Source organism: Rubellimicrobium mesophilum DSM 19309 (genome assembly GCF_000600335.2).
In the GTDB taxonomy this organism is placed as follows: domain Bacteria; phylum Pseudomonadota; class Alphaproteobacteria; order Rhodobacterales; family Rhodobacteraceae; genus Rubellimicrobium; species Rubellimicrobium mesophilum.
Genome location: NZ_KK088554.1, coordinates 48,038 through 64,860 on the forward strand (window position 1 = coordinate 48,038; position 16,823 = coordinate 64,860).

Here is a 16,823-nt window from a genome sequence, read left to right on the forward strand (position 1 = left end):
TCCTGGAGACCCTCATGCGCAGCGGCAAGACCCTCCGTGTCAACTCGGCCCATGCCGAAGGCGAGGTGGGCGACGTCATCGTGGGCGGCGTGGCGCCGCCGCCGGGCGAAGCGCTCTGGGAACAGAGCCGCTGGATCGCCCGGGACCAGACGCTTCGGAACTTCGTGCTGAACGAACCCCGAGGCGGCGTCTTCCGGCACGTGAACCTCTTGGTGCCGCCCAAGGACCCGCGCGCACAGATGGGCTTCAACATCATGGAGCCCGAGGACACCCCACCGATGTCGGGCTCGAACTCGATCCGCGTCTCGACGGCGGCATCCTCCCGATGCAGGAGCCAGTGACGGAGCTGGTGCTGGAGGCGCCGGGTGGGCTCGTGCGGGTGCGGGTGCGGGTGCCGGGACGGCAAGGCGCAGCGCATCTTCGTGCAGAACTTGCCGAGCTTTGCACAGAAGCTCGACGCAAAGCCCAAGGTCGAGGGCTGGGGACGCTGACCGTGGATACCGCCTATGGCGGCGACAGCTTCGTGTTGGTGGACCCGGCGGCACTGGGCCTGTCGCTCACCCCCGACGAGGCGCACGACATCGCTCGGCTCGGCGTGCGCATCACCAGGGCGGCGGATGAGGCGCTGGGGCTTCTCGCACCCCGAGAGCCTGGACTGGCGGCAGTTCTCCTTCTGCTTCTGCCTCTTCGCGGGGCCGCTGAAGCGCGGGGCGGAGGGCCTGCGCGCGTGTTCTGCGGTGACGATCCGGCCGGGCAAGGTGGACCGCTCACCCACCGGCACCGCGCTTTCGGCCCGCATGGCGGTCCTGCATGCGCGCGGTCTGATGGCCGAGCGCGAGACGCTCTCATCGGAGTCGCTGATCGGCTCCACCTTCACGGGGCGCATCCTTGGGACGACCATCGTCGGCGGTCAGCCCGCAATCATGCCAGAAATCTCCGGGCGGGGCTGGATCACGGGGACGCACCAGCACATGCTCGACCCCGAGAACCCATGGCTACCGGCTCACCGACACCTGGGGCGCGCGGTAAGTCACGATGTGCCCTCCCTGCCGGGACCACACGCGGCAGACGCGGGCTGAGCCTCGTGAACCGATAATATCCTCATCGGGCGGAGTAGCACGGGTCCTGATCAGTCGAAGCGGGCCGGCTGCTGGCGCGGCCAGCGCCAGCCGGGGTAGCACTGCCAGAGAAGCTCTTCTCTCGCGCCCACCTCGGCCATCTCGGGCATGGCCTTGGCGTCCCGGCTCGTCAGAGGCGTCGGCACCTGCCTGATCCCGCAAGCCTACGCGAGGTGGGCTGTCCTCGAGCGGACGCCGCTTCCCCAGCCGCGTGGGCGAGCGCGGCACCGCTACGGTCGGACTTCGCCCGTAGCTCCCGCCCGGTCCCGCCAGACCAGCCGACCCATGCGACGGCTCTCTTCTGGGCCTGAATGCGCGTCCGAGCTCTTGCATGGGTTCCGGTCAGGGCGGACTGCGATGATGGCCGGGTCAGTGCGCAGGCGCGGGAATCGCGCTGATGAGGCGGCGGGTGTAAGGGTGTTGCGGATCGTTCAGAACCTGCTGGCACGGACCCTCTTCGACGATCTCGCCGAGGTAGATAACGCAGATACGGTCTGCGATCTGCCGCACCACCGCGAGGTCATGGGTGATGAAGAGCAGCGAAAGTTCGCGGCTCGCCATCAGCGACTTGAACAGATTCAGGACCTGCGCCTGCACCGACACGTCGAGCGCCGAGACGGGCTCGTCGCATACGAGGACTGCGGGGTCGACGGCGAGGCTCCGCGCGATGGCGACGCGCTGGCGCTCGCCGCCGGAGAGCTCGGACGGGTATCGGCCGGCATAGGCCTCCGTCAGCCCGACCTCGGACAGAAGCGTTCGGACATGATCCTGAGTGCGGCCGGTGCGCTGGGACATCCGCAGCGACTCCTCCAGCGCCCGGCCGACGCTGTGCTTGGGATTGAGCGTGGCGTAGGGGTCTTGGAAGATCATCTGGATCGTCTGCCGCACGCGGGCGCGCTCGTTGCGGGCGAGGGCCTCGAAGTCCGCGCTCGGGATGCCTTCGATCACGATCTGGCCCGAGGTCGGCGTCTCTAGGCCGACGAGGCAACGGCCTAGGGTCGTCTTGCCCGATCCGGATTCGCCGACAAGGCCCAGGCACTCGCCCCGGCCGACCGACAGGCTGACTCCCTTGAGCGCGTGCATCGGCCTCTTGCCGCCGAACGACTTGCAGAGACCTGCGACGTGGACCAGAGCCCCGTTTTCCGGGGTGACAGGTTCCGGCTCGTTCGCGGCTTCCAAGGCAGCCGTCCGAAGGGCATCGAGCTCGCCCTGGATCTCGGGCTGGCGGACACAGGCGGTGAAGCGGGCCGGGGTGCGCTCGACCAGCGGCGGGCGAGTGGTCCGGCACTTCGCGTCGACCACCCATCGGCAGCGGTCCGAGAAGGGACACTCGTTCTCCACCGCGTCGGCGGGTGGCACGCGCCCGGGAATGGCGACCAGGGTGCTGACGCGTCGGCTGGCCGGCGGCTCCGAGAGAAGAAGCCCTGTGGTGTAGGGGTGGAAGGGAGCCGCCGCGAGAGCCGGGGCCGCGCCTACCTCGATCATCTGGCCGGCATAGAAGACGCAGACCCGCTCGCAGGCGGAGAAGGCGAGGCGCAGGTCGTGGGTGATGAGGATCAGCGCCATGCCGCGTTCGGCCTGTGCGCGATTAAGAAGCCTCATGATCTCGGCCTGGGTGGTTACGTCCAGGGCCGTGGACGGCTCGTCGGCGATAAGGATTTCGGGATCGCGTGCCAGTGCCGCTGCCAAGGCCACCCTCTGGCACATTCCACCCGAGAGCTGGAAGGGCAGCCGGTCGGCGACAGACGCATCGTTGATCCCCACTTCTGCCAGGCGCCGCGCGACCTCGGCTCTTCGGGCGGACCGGCTCCTGAACTCGGGCTGGTCCCGCAGCATCTCCTCTATGTGGGCTCCGCATCGCATGACCGGGTTCATCATCGTGAACGGGTCCTGGAGCAGCATCGAGATGCGTCGGCCGCGGATGCGCTGCCAGTCCCGCTCGGCGAGGCCGGTGAGCTCCTCTCCCTCAAGCCGGATCGAGCCGCTCAGCCTTACGCCGGGAGGCAGGAGGCCCGCGATAGCCTTGGCGGTGAGCGACTTGCCGGAGCCGGACTCGCCGACGATGGCCAGCGACCCGCCCCGCTCGAGCTGGAGGCTCGTCGCGACGGTGAGTGTGCGCCGGCCAGTAGGCGCATCGTGGAACAGGGACATATCCTCGACACGCAGGAGGTTGCCCGAGGAGTAGATCAGGCTCATTTCGTGAATCTCTCGAAGACCCAGTCGCCGATCAGGTTCATGCTCACGGCGGTCAGGATAATCATCGCTGCAGGGAGGAGAATGCCGGGGGGATTGGAGGCGATGAGGTTGCGATTCTCCGAGAGCATCCGGCCCCAGTCGGGCGTGCCAGGTTCGACCCCGAGGCCAAGGAAGGAGAGGCCGGCGAGGTTGACCAGCGCGAAAGCAAAGTCGATGGCCACGTAGGCAAGGACGATGGGCAGGATGTTGGGCAGGATGTGGATGAAGATGATGCGAGTTCGGGAGATTCCCAGGGTGCGGGCCGCGTCGATGTAGGTCCGGGGCCGCTGCTCGAGAACGGCGCTGCGGACGATGCGGGTGTCGGGCGCAACGAAGAGCACGAGCAGCACGAATACCGCCGTCCAGTAGCCCCCACCCACGACCCCCACGACCACGATCGTGATGAGGGTGGAGGGCAACCCGAACATGAAGTCGACCCAACGCATGATGATCGTGTCGACCCATCCGCCCAGATATCCCGCGAGCAGCCCGAGGACCGTTGCCATGGCGAAGGCTCCGGCGGCGATCACAAGGGGCCCGATGAGGGCGTTCGAGGCCCCGTAGATCACGCGCGAGAGGATGTCGCGTCCGAGGGTATCGGTGCCTGCCGGGAACTCCGCTGATGGGGACGAGACCGCGACGTCGAGGCGCTGCTCATAGGGATCCTTGAGCGCGAGGGCCGACCCGAAGATCGCGCAGGCGGTGACGACGGCCATCACGAGGCAGGCCAGCGCCACGGGGATCGGCAGGCGGAAGCCCCGGCGGCGGCGCTTGACGGCAGGAACGGCCCCGATGGCGGTCATGACTTGGACCCTCCGTAGCGGATGCGCGGGTCGATCAACGTGTAAAGCACGTCGATCACGAGGTTGGCGACCACGACGAAGACGGAGAAGACTAGCGCCGTTCCTTGGATTAGCGGGATGTCGCGCTTGCTGACCGCATCCACCGTGAGAGTGCCCAAGCCCGGGAGGGCGAAAGTAGCCTCGACGTAGATGGAGCCCGCGACGAGGCCGACGACGACAAGTCCCGCCGCCGTCGTCACTGGGATCAGGGCATTGCGCAGGACGTAGTTAAACAGGATCCGGCGGCTGCTCAGGCCCCGGGCGCGGGCGAAGGTGACGTAATCCTTGGAGAGCGCTTCGATCATCGCCGCGCGGGTGATCTTGACTACGATGGCCATGACCGAGAAAGCGAGCGCTAGGGCGGGCAGGGTCAGGTGCCACAGGCGGTCGAGCACGCCGTCGCCGGCCCCGTAGACGGGGAACCAGTCGAGCACCACGCCGAAGACGTAGAGCAGGAAGATGCCGGTCACGAAGGCTGGCGAGCTGATTCCCACGACGCCCAGCGTGACGCTGCCGCGGTCGATCCATCCTCCCCGCCGCAAGGCGGCGAGAGCGCCGAGGCCGATCCCCACCAGCAGGACGATCAACGAGCTTATCCCCGCGAGGACGAGGGACAGGCCCATGCGCTCGAGGATGACGTTCAGGACCTTGCGGTTGCCGACGATGGAGCGCCCGAGATCGCCGTGCAGCACCTGCCAGAGCCACTTGAGGTACTGGACGACGAAGGGGTCGTCGAGGTTGTAGCGATCACGGATGGCCGCGACCGTCTCCGGTGTCGAGGCCCGGGCGCCTAGGAGGGCCCGGACCGGGTCGCCGGGCGCGAGGTAGACCAGCGCAAAGACCGCGAAGGTGATCGCCACCAGTAGCGGGACCGCCTGGGCGAGGCGGACGAGGACGAGCCGTAGGACTGCGCTAGGCACGGGCGGTCTGCCGGAGATGCCGGTCGAACCACTCCACCTGCCTTGACAGGGCATCGTGCCGGTGCTCGGTCTCGGACAGGAAATGGCCCTCGCGCGGGTAGACGACCAACTCGGCCTCGACCCCGCATTCGCGCAGCGCTGCGTAGAACTCCTGCGCCTGGCCCACCGGGGTGCAGCGGTCCTCTCGTCCCTGGATCAGCAGGGTTGGCGTGGTCGGGGACTCGAGCCGGTTCAGGGGCGACCGCTCCACGGCGATTCGCCGATGGGCTTCGAGCCGGAGCGAGCCGCCGTTGATGAACTCGTGGAAGTCATGCTCGCACGAGTAGTGGCTGCTGAGCTGGTCGCAGATTGACGAGACCGGCACCGCGGCCTTGAACCGGTCGGTCGCCGCGACGGCCCAGGCGCTGAGATAGCCGCCGTAGCTGTGCCCCGTGATCCCCAGCCGGTCCGGATCGGCGAGGCCGAGCGCGACGCAGCGTTCGACACCGGCGAGGATATCGTCGAACTCGGCGCCCGCGGGGTCGCCCAGGTTCATCCGCGTGATCGCCTGGCCCCAGCCGACGTTGCCCCGGTAATTGGGCACGAAGACCACGTACCCGGCGGCCGCAAGGGCAAGGCCGTTATAGGGGTCGAAGGCGTGCTTGGTGGACATGCAAGGGCCGCCATGGATGTTGACGACCATCGGATGCGGGCCGGAACCGAGCCTGCGCGGGATGTAGACGAAGCCTTCGAGCGGCAGGCCGTCGCGCCCGTTCCAGCCGATCTTCCGGATCTCGGGATAGTCGGGGTAGCCGCGCGCTACCTCGCCGTTGAGATCGCTCAGCCGATGCCAGCCCTGCTCCTGCGCTCCCCTGAGCACGACTTCCTGGGGCTCGCCGATGGCCTCGCGGATGGCGGCGACGGCCTGGCCGTCCGGCGAGACTGCGATCCGGGCCACGTAGGGGTTCTCGCCGAGGATTGCGTCGTCTTCGCGCTGCCAGACGATCTCGCCCGTGAGCCGGACGACCCCGTGGACTGTGCCCAGGTTGCGCCAGCCTGTGAACCAAAGGGAGTCGTCGTCGCGCCATTGCAGGGCAGTGACGTTGGACTGCCGATCCGCCGCCAAGACCGACAGCGCTCCCGTGTCGAGGTCGAGCACGCGCATTTCGCCGGCCACGAGGCCACGGTCGCTGGACCAGCCTTCGAGGAAGGCGACGCGTCGTCCCATGGTGTCGGCGGAGAGCCCCTGGAGCTGCCATGCGGTCCGGTGCGCGACCTGCGCCACGCGGGTCGAAAAGTCGATCCGGACAAGCTCGGGATGGTACCAGCCGCGCTCGCTGGCATCGCGGGAGACCACCGCCACGGCGCCTTCCGGCGTCAAGGCGAACTCCCATACGGTCAGGTCGGGCGGGCCGACCTCGGTCGTCCGGCCCCCGTCGAGGGTGACGTGGAACAGCCGGCGCAGGGCGGGACGGGGCGAGGTGACTTCAGGGTCCTCGTCCTTGCCCCACCACAGGCGCGTAGCGCCGGTTGTGGCCCCGCCATTCAGCCCCCGGTCGGCCGAAAGGACCACGAGGCCCTGCCCGTCGGGCGTCCACTGGATGTCCTCGACGGAGCCGGGCAGGTCACCGAGCTTGCGCACGCCGCCTTCGCCGTCGAGCAGGAAGAGATCCCGCTTGCCCAGCGTGATCCGGTCGGAGGCGAAGGCGATGTCATGGCCATGGGGCGACGCTTTGGGCAGGGCGTCGCTGTTCGGGCCGTCGGTCAGGGCACTCGCCGTGCCGTCCAGGCCGAAGCGCCAGATGCGGCTGGCCAGCGGCACGCCCTTCGGCGGACTGGCGGGCGACACCGTGGCCAGGAGCGCGTCGCCTCCCGTGTCGAAGGACAGGTCGGTGATCGTCCTCAGGCGATCGAGCCAGCGGACCGCCTCGGGAAGATCCATGGGGGCCCTCCGCCCGCGGGTCAGAAATCAGCCGGAACTGCCGGAGCCGCGCGTCGCGGCTGCGGCCGAGATGCTCAGGACCCCTTCGGCCCGAACCCGCGCATCGCCCAGGGGATGTTGTACCAGAACGCGTTGTAGCCGGTCATCTGGTACTGGTCGCTGAGCACCATGGCGTTGTACGGGGTATAGAGCGGAACGACCGCGACGTCCTCGTTGGCGATCTTGAAGGCCTTCTCGAGAGCCTGGGCCCGCACCGCCGGGTCGATGTTCTCATTGGCCTCGTTGATGGCCGCATCCACCTCGGGGTTGCGGAAGTTCGAGGCGTTCATCCCGTCGACCCTCGCGTTGTCGCTGTGGAAGAACAGGTAGGGGTATGCCGCCGGATCGCTGAAGTCCGGGTAGTAGTTCATCGCCTGCATCCCGAGGTTCTCGTGCCGGAAGTAGCCGGCGAGCCACTGGTTGGCGTCGAGCTCCTGAACGGTCATGTCGATGTTCAGCTGCGCGAGGTTCTGCGCCAAGCTTTGGAGCGAGTTGACGAGGTCGGGCATGGCGGACGAGACCGGCGCCGTGAAGGCGAACCCGTCCGGATGGGTCGACTGGGCAAGCTCCTCGCGGGCCTTGTCCATGTCAAACTGGTAGCCTGGGATAGTCTCGTAGAAGGCCCGGACCTCGTCCGGGGTCAGGATTCCGGACCACATCTCGGGCGGGTTCAGGGCGGGCAGGGGCTCGCCCTTGCCCTTGAGGAGCGCGCTCACGAGCCCCTGGCGGTCGACCGAGTAGGCGATGGCCCGGCGCACGTGCACGTCGTCGAAGGGCTCGGCCTCGTGATCCAGGGTCAGGACGAAGGTCGCGAGCGACGGTGCCGTGTAGACCTCCGCGTTCTCGACGGCCTGCCACTGCTCCAGGTCGGTGAGCGCGACGGCGAAGGTGCCGTCGATGTCGCCGTTCTGCATGGCGAGGATCCGGCTCTGCGCGTCGGGGATGGCAACTAGGACGATCCGCTGGACGACCGGCGCGCCTCCCCAGTAGTCGCTGCGCGCCTCGAGCACGACCCGCTCGGCCGGCGCGAACTCTGTCACCTTGTAGGGGCCAGTCCCGAGGGGGATGTCGTCGGGCGTCCCGAGGTCGATCGGGTCCGCAAGCTGGTCGGCCTTGAACAGGAACCCCGCCATGTGTGCCGCCCAGTACTGGAACTGGGCGTTTGGGGCCTTGAGCTTGACCGTCACCTCGTTGGGAGCGGTCGCCTCGACGCTCTCAACGGCGGAGTAGAACGAGGCAACCTGCGAGGCGTTGTCGGGATTGAGGTGGAATTTGATCGTCGCCACCACGTCGTCAGCCGTGAGCGGGCTTCCATCCGAGAAGGTCACACTGTCGCGCAGCCGGTAGACCACTGTGGTAGGGTCCACGTATTCCCAACTCTCCGCCGGGCCTGGAATCAACGACAGGTCGTCCCCGAAGAGTAGCGGCCCCTCCTGGACCAGCGACATGATGACCCCATTGTCCGTGCTCCAGGCATGGGGGACGAACAGCGTTTCGGGGATGCTGGCGAGAGCCCAGGTGATCTCCTCGATGGCCTCCTGCCCGACGGCAGGGCGGATCAGGCCCAAGTTGCCCGCCAGGAAGGTTCCGGAGCTCAGGGCCAGAAAAGCACGACGGGGAAGGCCAGCTCGCATTTTGCTCTCCAGAACAGCTAGTCCGAGACGTCCCGAAAACTGTATGAAACGAGTCGGCAAACCGACAAGAGAAAATGCGGGCCCTGAAGGCCACAGGTCGCGACGGCTCCGCGATCATTGCGAGTGGCCGCGCAAGGAGGCTTACTCAAGGCGTGCTTCCTCGTATCGGACAGGAGAACTCCGTGAAGGACGGCCATTCCGAATTCGGCGAGCGCCTGTCGGCGCTGCGCCGTCATATCGAGCAGCTCGGGCTCGACGGCGTCATAGTACCGCGTTTCGACGAACATCAGGGAGAATACTGCGCCCCCCACGACGAGCGGCTGGCGTTCCTGACCGGCTTCACGGGCTCGGCGGGGCTGGCGCTCGTGCTGCGCGACGGCGGCCTCATTTTCGTGGACGGGCGTTACCAGGTGCAGGTGCGCCGGCAGGTGGATCTGGGCTCATACCGGATCGAGCATTACGACGACTCGCCCGTGGATCAGTGGCTCGAGCGCCATGGTGCTCCCGGGCTTCGGATCGGCTGCAATCCGATGCTGGTTCCCGCCCGGATGTTCGACCGCCTGCGCGAGGCTCTCGCGCGACGGGGCGGCGAATTGGTCGCCCTGGACGTCGACCCGGTCGACGCCATCTGGCCGGACCAGCCCGAGCGTCCCCTTGCCCGAATCGAGCCGTTCCCGATGTCCTTCTCTGGCGAGACGTCAGCAAGCAAGCGCCAACGAATAGCGGCCGCCATCGCCGCGGCGGGGGCGGATCTCCTGGCCGAGACACAGCCCGACAACATCGCCTGGCTGCTCAACGTGCGGGGCGGAGACGTGGCGTTCAACCCGTTTCCGCAGTCCTTCCTCCTTCTCGGCGCTGATGCCGGAGTCGAGTGGTTCGTCGACGAACGGAAGCTGCCGAACGACCGCTCGGCCTATGAGCTCGACGGCGCGGTCCTGCGCCCGCCCGAAGCCCTGCTGCCTCGCCTCGGCGAGCGTGCGGCGGGAGCCAGGGTGCTGCTCGACCCGGACCTGACCTCGGCCGCTGTGGGGCTGGAGGTCACAAGAGGGCAAGGAGCCGTGCTGCACAGCGCCAGCCCGATCACGCTCGCCAAGGCGGTCAAGAACCCGGTGGAGCTGAACGGATTCCGAACCGCCCACCTAGAGGACGGGGTGGCCTGGGTGGAGTTCCTGGCCTGGATCGACGCACATGCCGGCCCGCGTGCGGCGGCGGGCAACCCTGTAACGGAGCTGGAGGCCGAGGCCTGGATGATCGAGGCGAGGCGCCGGCGTCCAGGATTCGTCTATCCCAGCTTCCGCTCGATCTCCGCAGCATCGGCCAATGCCGCCATGTGCCATTACGCGGCCAGCGAGGAAACGGACGCGCCCATTGGCGAAGGGGTCTATCTGCTCGACTCGGGCGGCCAGTATCTAAGCGCGACCACCGATGCCACGCGCACCCGCGCCTTCGGCGAGGTCGGGCCAGAGGTCCGGCGTGCCTACACTGCGGTCCTCCGAGGCTTTGTCGCCCTGATGACGCTGAGGTTCCCGGTTGGCACCATGGGCCACCAGATCGATGCCTTTGCGCGTCGCCCGCTGTGGGACCTCGGCCTCGATTTCGACCACGGGACAGGCCATGGCGTCGGCCACTTCCTGTCGGTGCACGAGCAGCCGCACCGCATCGAGAAGATCGCCAACAACCATCGGATGGAAGCAGGGCTCGTGATGACGGTGGAGCCCGGCTACTACGAGGCTGGTGGCTTCGGGATGCGGGTCGAGAACCAGGTCGAGGTCGTGGCCGACGGGGAGGGCTTTCTGCGGTTCGGCAGCCTGACCTTGGTGCCGATCGATCTGTCCCTTGCCGATAGGGAGTCGCTCACTGAGGCCGAGGTTGCGTTCCTTGACGGCTATCACGCCCGCGTCCGGCAGGCGCTGGCAGACAGGGTGTCCGAGGAGGCGCGCAGCTATCTCATCCGTGCGACGGAGCCGCTGGGTCGGTAAGTGCCTGCCGTTGCCCCCCGGGGCTGCCGGGGTCCCATCTGGTGTCCAGGCCCGGAATGTTCCAAGGATGGCACGTTCGTCGGGCACTGGAACCTGCCTTTCTCGGAACGGATTGATGCCCATCGCAGAATACACCATCCCCGGGATGCACATCCGGGACCATGTCGTGACGGTGCCCCTCGACTGGTTCGGGGCCACCGATGGGCCGACATTACAGGTCTTCGCGCGCGAGGTCGTTGATCCGGTCCGCCGGAACGAGTCGCTGCCGCTTCTGGCCTTCCTCCAGGGCGGCCCGGGCGGCAGGTCGCCGCGCCCGTCCCCGAGCCAGCCCCTGGTTGACCGAGGCCCTGAAGACCCATCGCGTGATCCTGGTGGACCAGCGCGGCACCGGCCGCAGCCACCCCGTGGAGGCCGCGACGATGGCCCGCTTTGCGAACGGCAGGGATTCGGCCGACTACCTCCTCCGCTTCCGCGCGGATTCCATCGTGCGGGACTGCGAGCATATCCGGACGTCGCTCTATGACGGCGTCCGATGGGAGACACTGGGCCAGAGCTACGGCGGCTTCCTCACCATGACCTACCTGTCGCAGGCGCCGGAAGGTCTGGCCGCCTGCTACGTCGCCGGCGGCCTGCCGAGCCTTCGTCCCTCCGCGGACGAGGTCTACCGGCGCACCTATCCCCGAGTTGCCGCGAAGACGGCGCGCTACTATGCGCGCTTCCCAGGGGACGTTGCCCAGGTGGGCCGGATCGCGGACCTCCTCGGCGCCGAGGACGTCCACCTCCCGGATGGTGACCGCCTATCCGTCCGCCGGCTCCAGACCCTCGGGCTGGACTTCGGGATGGGCCCGGGGTTCGAGAACGTCCACTGGCTAGTCGACGAGGCCTCCCCCGAGGACGGGCGCCTATCGGACCACTTCCTGTCGGCGGTTGGCGTGGCGACCTCGTTCGACGGCAACCCGCTGTTCGCGACCTTGCAGGAGAGCATCTACGGCCACGGCGCCGGCGCGACGGACTGGGCGGCCGAGCGAATCCGCCGCGAGTTCCCGGAGTTCGCTCCGGAGCGCCGGCCCCTCATGTTCACCGGCGAGATGATGTTCCCCTGGATGTTCGAGGAGATCAGGTCGCTGCAGCCGTTCCGGGACGCCGCCGAAGCGCTGGCCCGGTGCGACGCCTACAGCCCGCTCTATGACCTCGACCGCTTGGCGTCGAACGAGGTGCCGGTCTCGGCGGTGGTGTACTTCGACGACATGTACGTCGACGCCGGCCTCTCGCTCGACACCGCCCGTCACGTCGGCAATCTTCGTCCCTGGGTCACCAATGAATACGAGCACGACGGCATCCGCGATTCGGCCCGCGTATTCCAGCGGCTCCGAACCCTGGTGTCAGACGATGGCGGTCCACTTTCGACGGGGAGCACAGGCTCGGGGCCGACGTAACCGGCTTGCGGCCCTGTCGCGCGTGCAGGGTCTCCTATCTCGGGGTCGCTACGCCGGCCCCCCGCAATAGCGACCAAACCGATGGAAAACGGCCGTCTTGACCCACCCGATGAGAGAACCTCAATGGGGGTGGACCACATCAGGTCGCGACAAGGCCCATAAAGTGACTCCATATAGACGTACAGATTTCGCCCCCTTGTCCAGCAAGTCGAACAGCCGTGACCGATAGCTCACACCCTGGCAGTTGGTCCGATAGGTCGGCAACACGTCCCTCCGCAACCGCGGCTCGGGCCAGTGAGGCCGGAACCCAAGCGATGCCGATCCCCTCGATCGCGAGCTCTAGGGCCGCCAGAGTCAAGGCGGTTTCCACGCGGGGCACATAGCGAGGTCCTTCCTCCAGACGAGGCAGGACATGTCGCTGCATGACCTGACCAAAGAAGACATCCGCCGGATAGGCTACGACGCCCACCTCGTCGGAAGCGGCTGCCGGCGTGTTCATGCCCAGCACGGGGATGAGGCGGTCACGGCCGATCTCGACGGCCTCGATGAAGTCGGCCTGGATCGGGTGCTCCTCGCCCGGCACTCGGTAGGCGAGCGCGATGTCCGCCTGCCCTGACAGGAGCAGGCCGAAGCACTCGTCGAGATTCGCCGAACGCAGGCGCACATAGGCCTGGGGATGACGCTGCTGGATGCTCTGGATCAGGCTGGGCGTCAGGGCGGCGGTGAGCGCATGCTGACTCGCCAGCACCAACCGATTGCTGGATAGGCGCGCACCCCTTTGCAGGTCATCGCGAAGATGGCGCAAGGCCCCGGCCAGCTCCACCATCCGGTCCCGGTAGTCTGCAGCCACCGGGTGCAGCTGGACAGGCTTGCGGGAGCGGTCGAACAGCTCCACCCCCACATAATTCTCAATGAGTTGGATCCGCCGCGAGAAGGCCGAGGGGCTGAGATGCCTCCGTTCGGCGGCCTCGGCGAGGGAGCCCGTTTCGGCAACCGCCAAGATATCCTCAAGCCATTCGAGCCGCATGATCGTCCATTAAGTTGCAGATTCGGCAATTTATCTGCTGATCTTCGCGTTTGTAGCAAGCGCTGCCGGGCAGTAAGGTCCAAAGATGCAAGGTAGAAGGAGCCAAGCATGCACCTGGCCCGCTTTCCGCGCGTGTCGCTCGCGCATCTTCCTACCCCGCTCGAGCGGCTCGACCGGCTCAGCCGCGAGCTGGGCGGCCCCGAGATCTGGATCAAGCGCGACGACTGCACGGGCCTGTCCACGGGGGGCAACAAGACCCGCAAGCTGGAGTTCCTGATGGCCGAGGCGCAGGCTCAGGGCGCCGACCTGGTGATGACGCAGGGCGCCACCCAGTCGAACCACGCGCGCCAGACGGCGGCCGCGGCAGCCCGGCTCGGGATGGCCTGCCATCTCCTCCTCGAGGACCGGACCGCGTCGAAGGAGCCGAACTACAAAGGGAACGGCAACGTCCTTCTCGACCTTCTGCACGGCGCTACCATGGAGGAGCGCCCGTCCGGCCTCGACATGAACGCCGAGCTGGAGGCGGTTGCGGCCGCCGAGCGGGCCAAGGGCCGCAAGGTCTACGCCATCCCCGGTGGCGGGTCGAACCCGACGGGGGCCCTCGGCTACGTGAACTGCGCCTTCGAGCTCGTCTCGCAGGCGAATGACCGGGGACTCGTCATCGACCGGCTGGTGACGGCCACAGGGAGTGCTGGGACCCATGCCGGCCTCGTCGTGGGCCTCAAGGCGCTGAACGCGGGCATCCCTTGCCTGGGGTTCGGGGTCCGCGCGCCCAAGCAGAAGCAGGAGGAGATGGTCTTTGGCCTCGCCCAGCGGACCGCCGAGAAGCTGGGCTGCCCGGGCGTGGTCGTGCGCGAGGATGTGGTGGCGGACTCGGACTATGTTGGCCCGGGCTATGGCATCCCGCGCGAGGACACGATCGAGGCCATCCGCATGTTCGCGGAGCTCGAGGGCATCCTCCTTGACCCCGTCTATTCCGGGAAAGGCGCGGCCGGGCTCATCGACTACTGCCGCAAGGGCCGCTTCGCCAAGGGCGAGCGGATCGTCTTCCTGCACACCGGCGGGGCGGCCGCGCTCTTCGGCTATGACGCCGCCCTGCGCCGGACGCCCGAGACCCTGGCAGCCGAGTAGACCATGGACCGGCCGCGCTTCACCCGCTCCTTCACCCAGCAGCTCCCCATCCCCGAGGAGGCGATCGAGGCGGCGACCAGGGTCATGCGGTCGGGGCGCCTGCACCGCTACAACGTGGCCCCTGGCGAGGAGTCGGAGGCCTCGGCGCTGGAGCGGGAGTTCGCGGCCTGGCAGGGCTCGCGCCATTGCCTGGCGGTGGCTTCGGGCGGGCAGGCCATGCAAATCGTGCTGCGCGCCGCCGGCGTGCGGCCGGGCGACCGGGTGCTGACGAACGCCTTCACCCTGGCCCCGGTCCCCGGCGCCATCGCCGGCGTGGGTGCCGAGCCCGTGCTGGTCGAGATCAACGAGGACCTCGTCATCGACCTCGACGACCTCGCCGCCAAGGCCCGCGCGTCGGGGGCGCGGGTCCTCCTGCTGTCGCTGATGCGCGGGCACCTGCCCGACATGGACCGGCTCATGGCCGTCGCGGCCGGGATGGGCCTGAAGGTGATCGAGGACTGCGCCCACACGATGGGCGCCTCCTGGGCCGGGCGCCGGTCGGGGAGCTTCGGCCTCGCCGGATGCTTCTCCACGCAGACCTACAAGCACATGAACTCGGGCGAGGGCGGCCTCCTCGTCACCGACGACGCGGAGTTGATCGCGCGCGCGACGATCCTGTCGGGCTCCTACATGCTCTATGCCGGGCATGGCGCCGGTCCGGGGGCCGAGGCGTTCGAGGACGTCCGCCTTGACACGCCCAACCTGTCGGCCCGCATGGACAATCTGCGCGCGGCGCTCCTCCGGCCGCAGCTCCGGGACATCGACGGCGCCGTCGCGGCCTGGAACGAGCGCCACGACCGCGTGGCCGCCTATCTCGCCGGCCACAACGCCATCCGCCTGCCCCGCCGCCCGCGCGACGAGGCCTATGTCGGCTCCTCGATCCAGTTCCTGGTCCCCGGCCTGTCCGAATCGGGCGCCCGGGGCTTCCTGGCGGACTGCTCGGCGCGGGGGGTCGAGCTGAAGTGGTTCGGCGCGGCGGAGCCCGTGGGCTTCACCTCCGCGCACCGGAGCTGGCGCTATGTGGCCCCCCAGAGCCTGCCGCGCACCGACCGCATCCTCTCCGGGCTCTTCGACATGCGCCTGCCCCTGACCTTCACGCTGGAGGACTGCGACCTCATCTCCGGCCACATCCTCGACGCCGCGACGGCGCTCGACCTCGGGGCCGCCGCATGACACCCCGCCGTGTCGGCATCCTTGGCGGCATGGGGCCGGAGGCCACAGTCCTCCTGATGTCCCGGCTCATTGACACTACCCCGGCCGGCGACGACTCGGATCACGTTCCGCTCATCGTCGACCAGAACCCCCAGGTCCCCTCGCGCATCGCCCGGCTGCTGGAGGGACGGGGCGAGGACCCGGCCCCGGTCCTCGCCGCCATGGCGCAGCGGCTGGAGCTGGCGGGGGCCGAGGCGCTGGCCATGCCCTGCAACACCGCGCACTACTACGCGCCCGCGATCCGGGCCGCCGTCGGCATCCCGCTGATCGACATGATCGAACTCGCGGCCGACGCGGCCGCCGCGCGGGCCGGAGCCGGGGAGAGCGTGGGCGTGCTGGCCTCGCCCGCCCTGCGCCGGATCGGCCTCTTCGACGCGGCCCTCGCGCGGCGCGGGCTGGTCGCCGCCTATGCCGAGGACGAGGGCTCTCTCCTCGCCGCGATCCGCGCGATCAAGGCCAGGCGGGCCGGGGCCGAGGCCCGAGGCGCGCTCGCCGCCGCCTCGGCGGGGCTCCTGGCGCAGGGCGCCAAGGTCCAGCTCATCGCCTGCACCGAGTTCTCGCTCATCGCCGACGCGGTCCCCGTGGGGGCCGCCGGGATCGACACGCTGGATTGCCTCGTGGACGGCATCCTCGACTTCGCCTCTACCCAGACCACCGCCGCCCGGAGGGAAGCCTCCTAGCGAGGGACGACAAGGGGCCGCCAGAGCCCGCCCATCAACAGAGGAGACACGAGATGACGACCAGGACCTTCCTGGCCGGCGCGGCCGCTCTTGCGCTTTGCAGCGCCGCCGCCTCGGCCGAGACCGTGGTGATCGGCCAGTTCGGCAACCCCACCCCCATGCAGGTCGCCCGCGCCGAGGGCGCCTTCGAGGCGGCGACCGGCTGGGACATCGAATGGCGGCAGTTCGCCTCGGGGGCGGACGTGATCGCCGCCATGGCCTCCGGCGACGTCAAGATCGCCGAGCTGGGGTCCTCGCCCCTCGCCATCGCAGCGAGCCAAGGCGTCGACCTCCAGCTCTTCATGCTGGCGCAGGTCATCGGCAAGGCCGAGAGCCTGGTGGTCCGCGACGACGCTGGCATCGCGTCGCTCGGCGATCTCGCGGGCAAGCGCGTGGCCGTGCCGGTGGGCTCGACCGCGCACTTCTCGCTGATGGGCGCGCTGGCCCATGCCGGGGTCGCCGAGGGCGACGTCACCATCATGAACATGCCCCCCGACCCACAGTCATCCGCCGCCCGGCTGGGAGCAGGGCGCCGTCGACGCGGCCTTCATCTGGCAGCCCGTCCAGAGCC

13 protein-coding genes and 2 pseudogenes are annotated in these 16,823 nt (G+C 68.5%); 8 read left to right on the forward strand and 7 right to left on the reverse strand.

The window, feature by feature from the left end:
* Window positions 1–14: 14 nt before the first annotated feature.
* Window positions 15–562: pseudogene (locus tag RUMESO_RS28310) on the forward strand (proline racemase family protein); the annotation flags it as partial.
* A 55-nt stretch (window positions 563–617) separates the two neighbouring features.
* A complete protein-coding gene (locus RUMESO_RS28315) occupies window positions 618–1,079 on the forward strand; it encodes a proline racemase family protein (protein ID WP_425414865.1) in 462 nt (153 codons plus the stop codon).
* 50 nt (window positions 1,080–1,129) lie between these two features.
* Here the strand turns inward: RUMESO_RS28315 and RUMESO_RS27645 are convergent, their stop codons facing one another.
* The 6 genes from RUMESO_RS27645 to RUMESO_RS03610 all read right to left on the reverse strand — a co-directional run bounded on the left by RUMESO_RS27645 (window position 1,130) and on the right by RUMESO_RS03610 (window position 8,709).
* Entirely contained in the window at window positions 1,130–1,264 is a 135-nt protein-coding gene (locus RUMESO_RS27645; protein WP_281177522.1) for a hypothetical protein, read from the reverse strand.
* 223 nt (window positions 1,265–1,487) lie between these two features.
* Window positions 1,488–3,314: an ABC transporter ATP-binding protein gene (locus tag RUMESO_RS03590; RefSeq protein ID WP_037278134.1), complete on the reverse strand. Its 1,827-nt coding sequence runs from the start codon at window positions 3,312–3,314 to the stop codon at window positions 1,488–1,490.
* Window positions 3,311–4,156 carry an ABC transporter permease gene (locus tag RUMESO_RS03595; protein ID WP_037278135.1) on the reverse strand — a complete coding sequence of 282 codons (846 nt, stop codon included), beginning with the start codon at window positions 4,154–4,156 and terminating at the stop codon, window positions 3,311–3,313. Before RUMESO_RS03595 ends, RUMESO_RS03590 begins: the two co-directional genes overlap by 4 nt.
* Window positions 4,153–5,115: an ABC transporter permease gene (locus tag RUMESO_RS03600; protein ID WP_037278136.1), complete on the reverse strand. Its 963-nt coding sequence runs from the start codon at window positions 5,113–5,115 to the stop codon at window positions 4,153–4,155. Before RUMESO_RS03600 ends, RUMESO_RS03595 begins: the two co-directional genes overlap by 4 nt.
* Window positions 5,108–7,036: a S9 family peptidase gene (locus RUMESO_RS03605; protein WP_037278137.1), complete on the reverse strand. Its 1,929-nt coding sequence runs from the start codon at window positions 7,034–7,036 to the stop codon at window positions 5,108–5,110. The genes RUMESO_RS03600 and RUMESO_RS03605 overlap by 8 nt, the downstream gene beginning before the upstream one ends.
* Before the next feature lie 74 nt (window positions 7,037–7,110).
* Complete coding sequence (locus RUMESO_RS03610) at window positions 7,111–8,709, reverse strand: ABC transporter substrate-binding protein (protein ID WP_037278138.1); 1,599 nt, start codon at window positions 8,707–8,709, stop codon at window positions 7,111–7,113.
* Window positions 8,710–8,891: 182 nt separating this feature from the next.
* Between RUMESO_RS03610 and RUMESO_RS03615 the strand changes: the two genes are divergently transcribed.
* Window positions 8,892–10,688: a M24 family metallopeptidase gene (locus tag RUMESO_RS03615; RefSeq protein WP_037278140.1), complete on the forward strand. Its 1,797-nt coding sequence runs from the start codon at window positions 8,892–8,894 to the stop codon at window positions 10,686–10,688.
* Between the two features lie 335 nt (window positions 10,689–11,023).
* A complete protein-coding gene (locus RUMESO_RS03620) occupies window positions 11,024–12,124 on the forward strand; it encodes an alpha/beta fold hydrolase (RefSeq protein WP_211262766.1) in 1,101 nt (366 codons plus the stop codon).
* Window positions 12,125–12,263: 139 nt separating this feature from the next.
* On the opposite strand, the gene RUMESO_RS03625 is transcribed toward RUMESO_RS03620, so the two are convergent.
* Window positions 12,264–13,151 carry a LysR family transcriptional regulator gene (locus RUMESO_RS03625; RefSeq protein WP_037278141.1) on the reverse strand — a complete coding sequence of 296 codons (888 nt, stop codon included), beginning with the start codon at window positions 13,149–13,151 and terminating at the stop codon, window positions 12,264–12,266.
* A 108-nt stretch (window positions 13,152–13,259) separates the two neighbouring features.
* Here RUMESO_RS03625 and cuyA point away from each other — a divergent pair, with 108 nt between their 5' ends.
* The 4 genes and pseudogenes from cuyA to RUMESO_RS28320 form a co-directional block, all read left to right on the forward strand.
* Complete coding sequence (gene cuyA / locus RUMESO_RS03630) at window positions 13,260–14,282, forward strand: D-cysteate sulfo-lyase (RefSeq protein WP_037278142.1); 1,023 nt, start codon at window positions 13,260–13,262, stop codon at window positions 14,280–14,282.
* A gap of 3 nt (window positions 14,283–14,285) precedes the next feature.
* The gene (locus tag RUMESO_RS03635) at window positions 14,286–15,494 is read left to right on the forward strand and encodes a DegT/DnrJ/EryC1/StrS family aminotransferase (protein WP_037278143.1); all 1,209 of its coding nucleotides are present in this window, start codon (window positions 14,286–14,288) and stop codon (window positions 15,492–15,494) included.
* A complete protein-coding gene (cuyB, locus tag RUMESO_RS03640; protein ID WP_037278144.1) occupies window positions 15,491–16,213 on the forward strand; it encodes a cysteate racemase in 723 nt (240 codons plus the stop codon). The genes RUMESO_RS03635 and cuyB overlap by 4 nt, the downstream gene beginning before the upstream one ends.
* A gap of 158 nt (window positions 16,214–16,371) precedes the next feature.
* Window positions 16,372–16,701 (forward strand): annotated as a pseudogene (locus RUMESO_RS28320) (PhnD/SsuA/transferrin family substrate-binding protein); the annotation flags it as partial.
* Window positions 16,702–16,823: the final 122 nt, after the last annotated feature.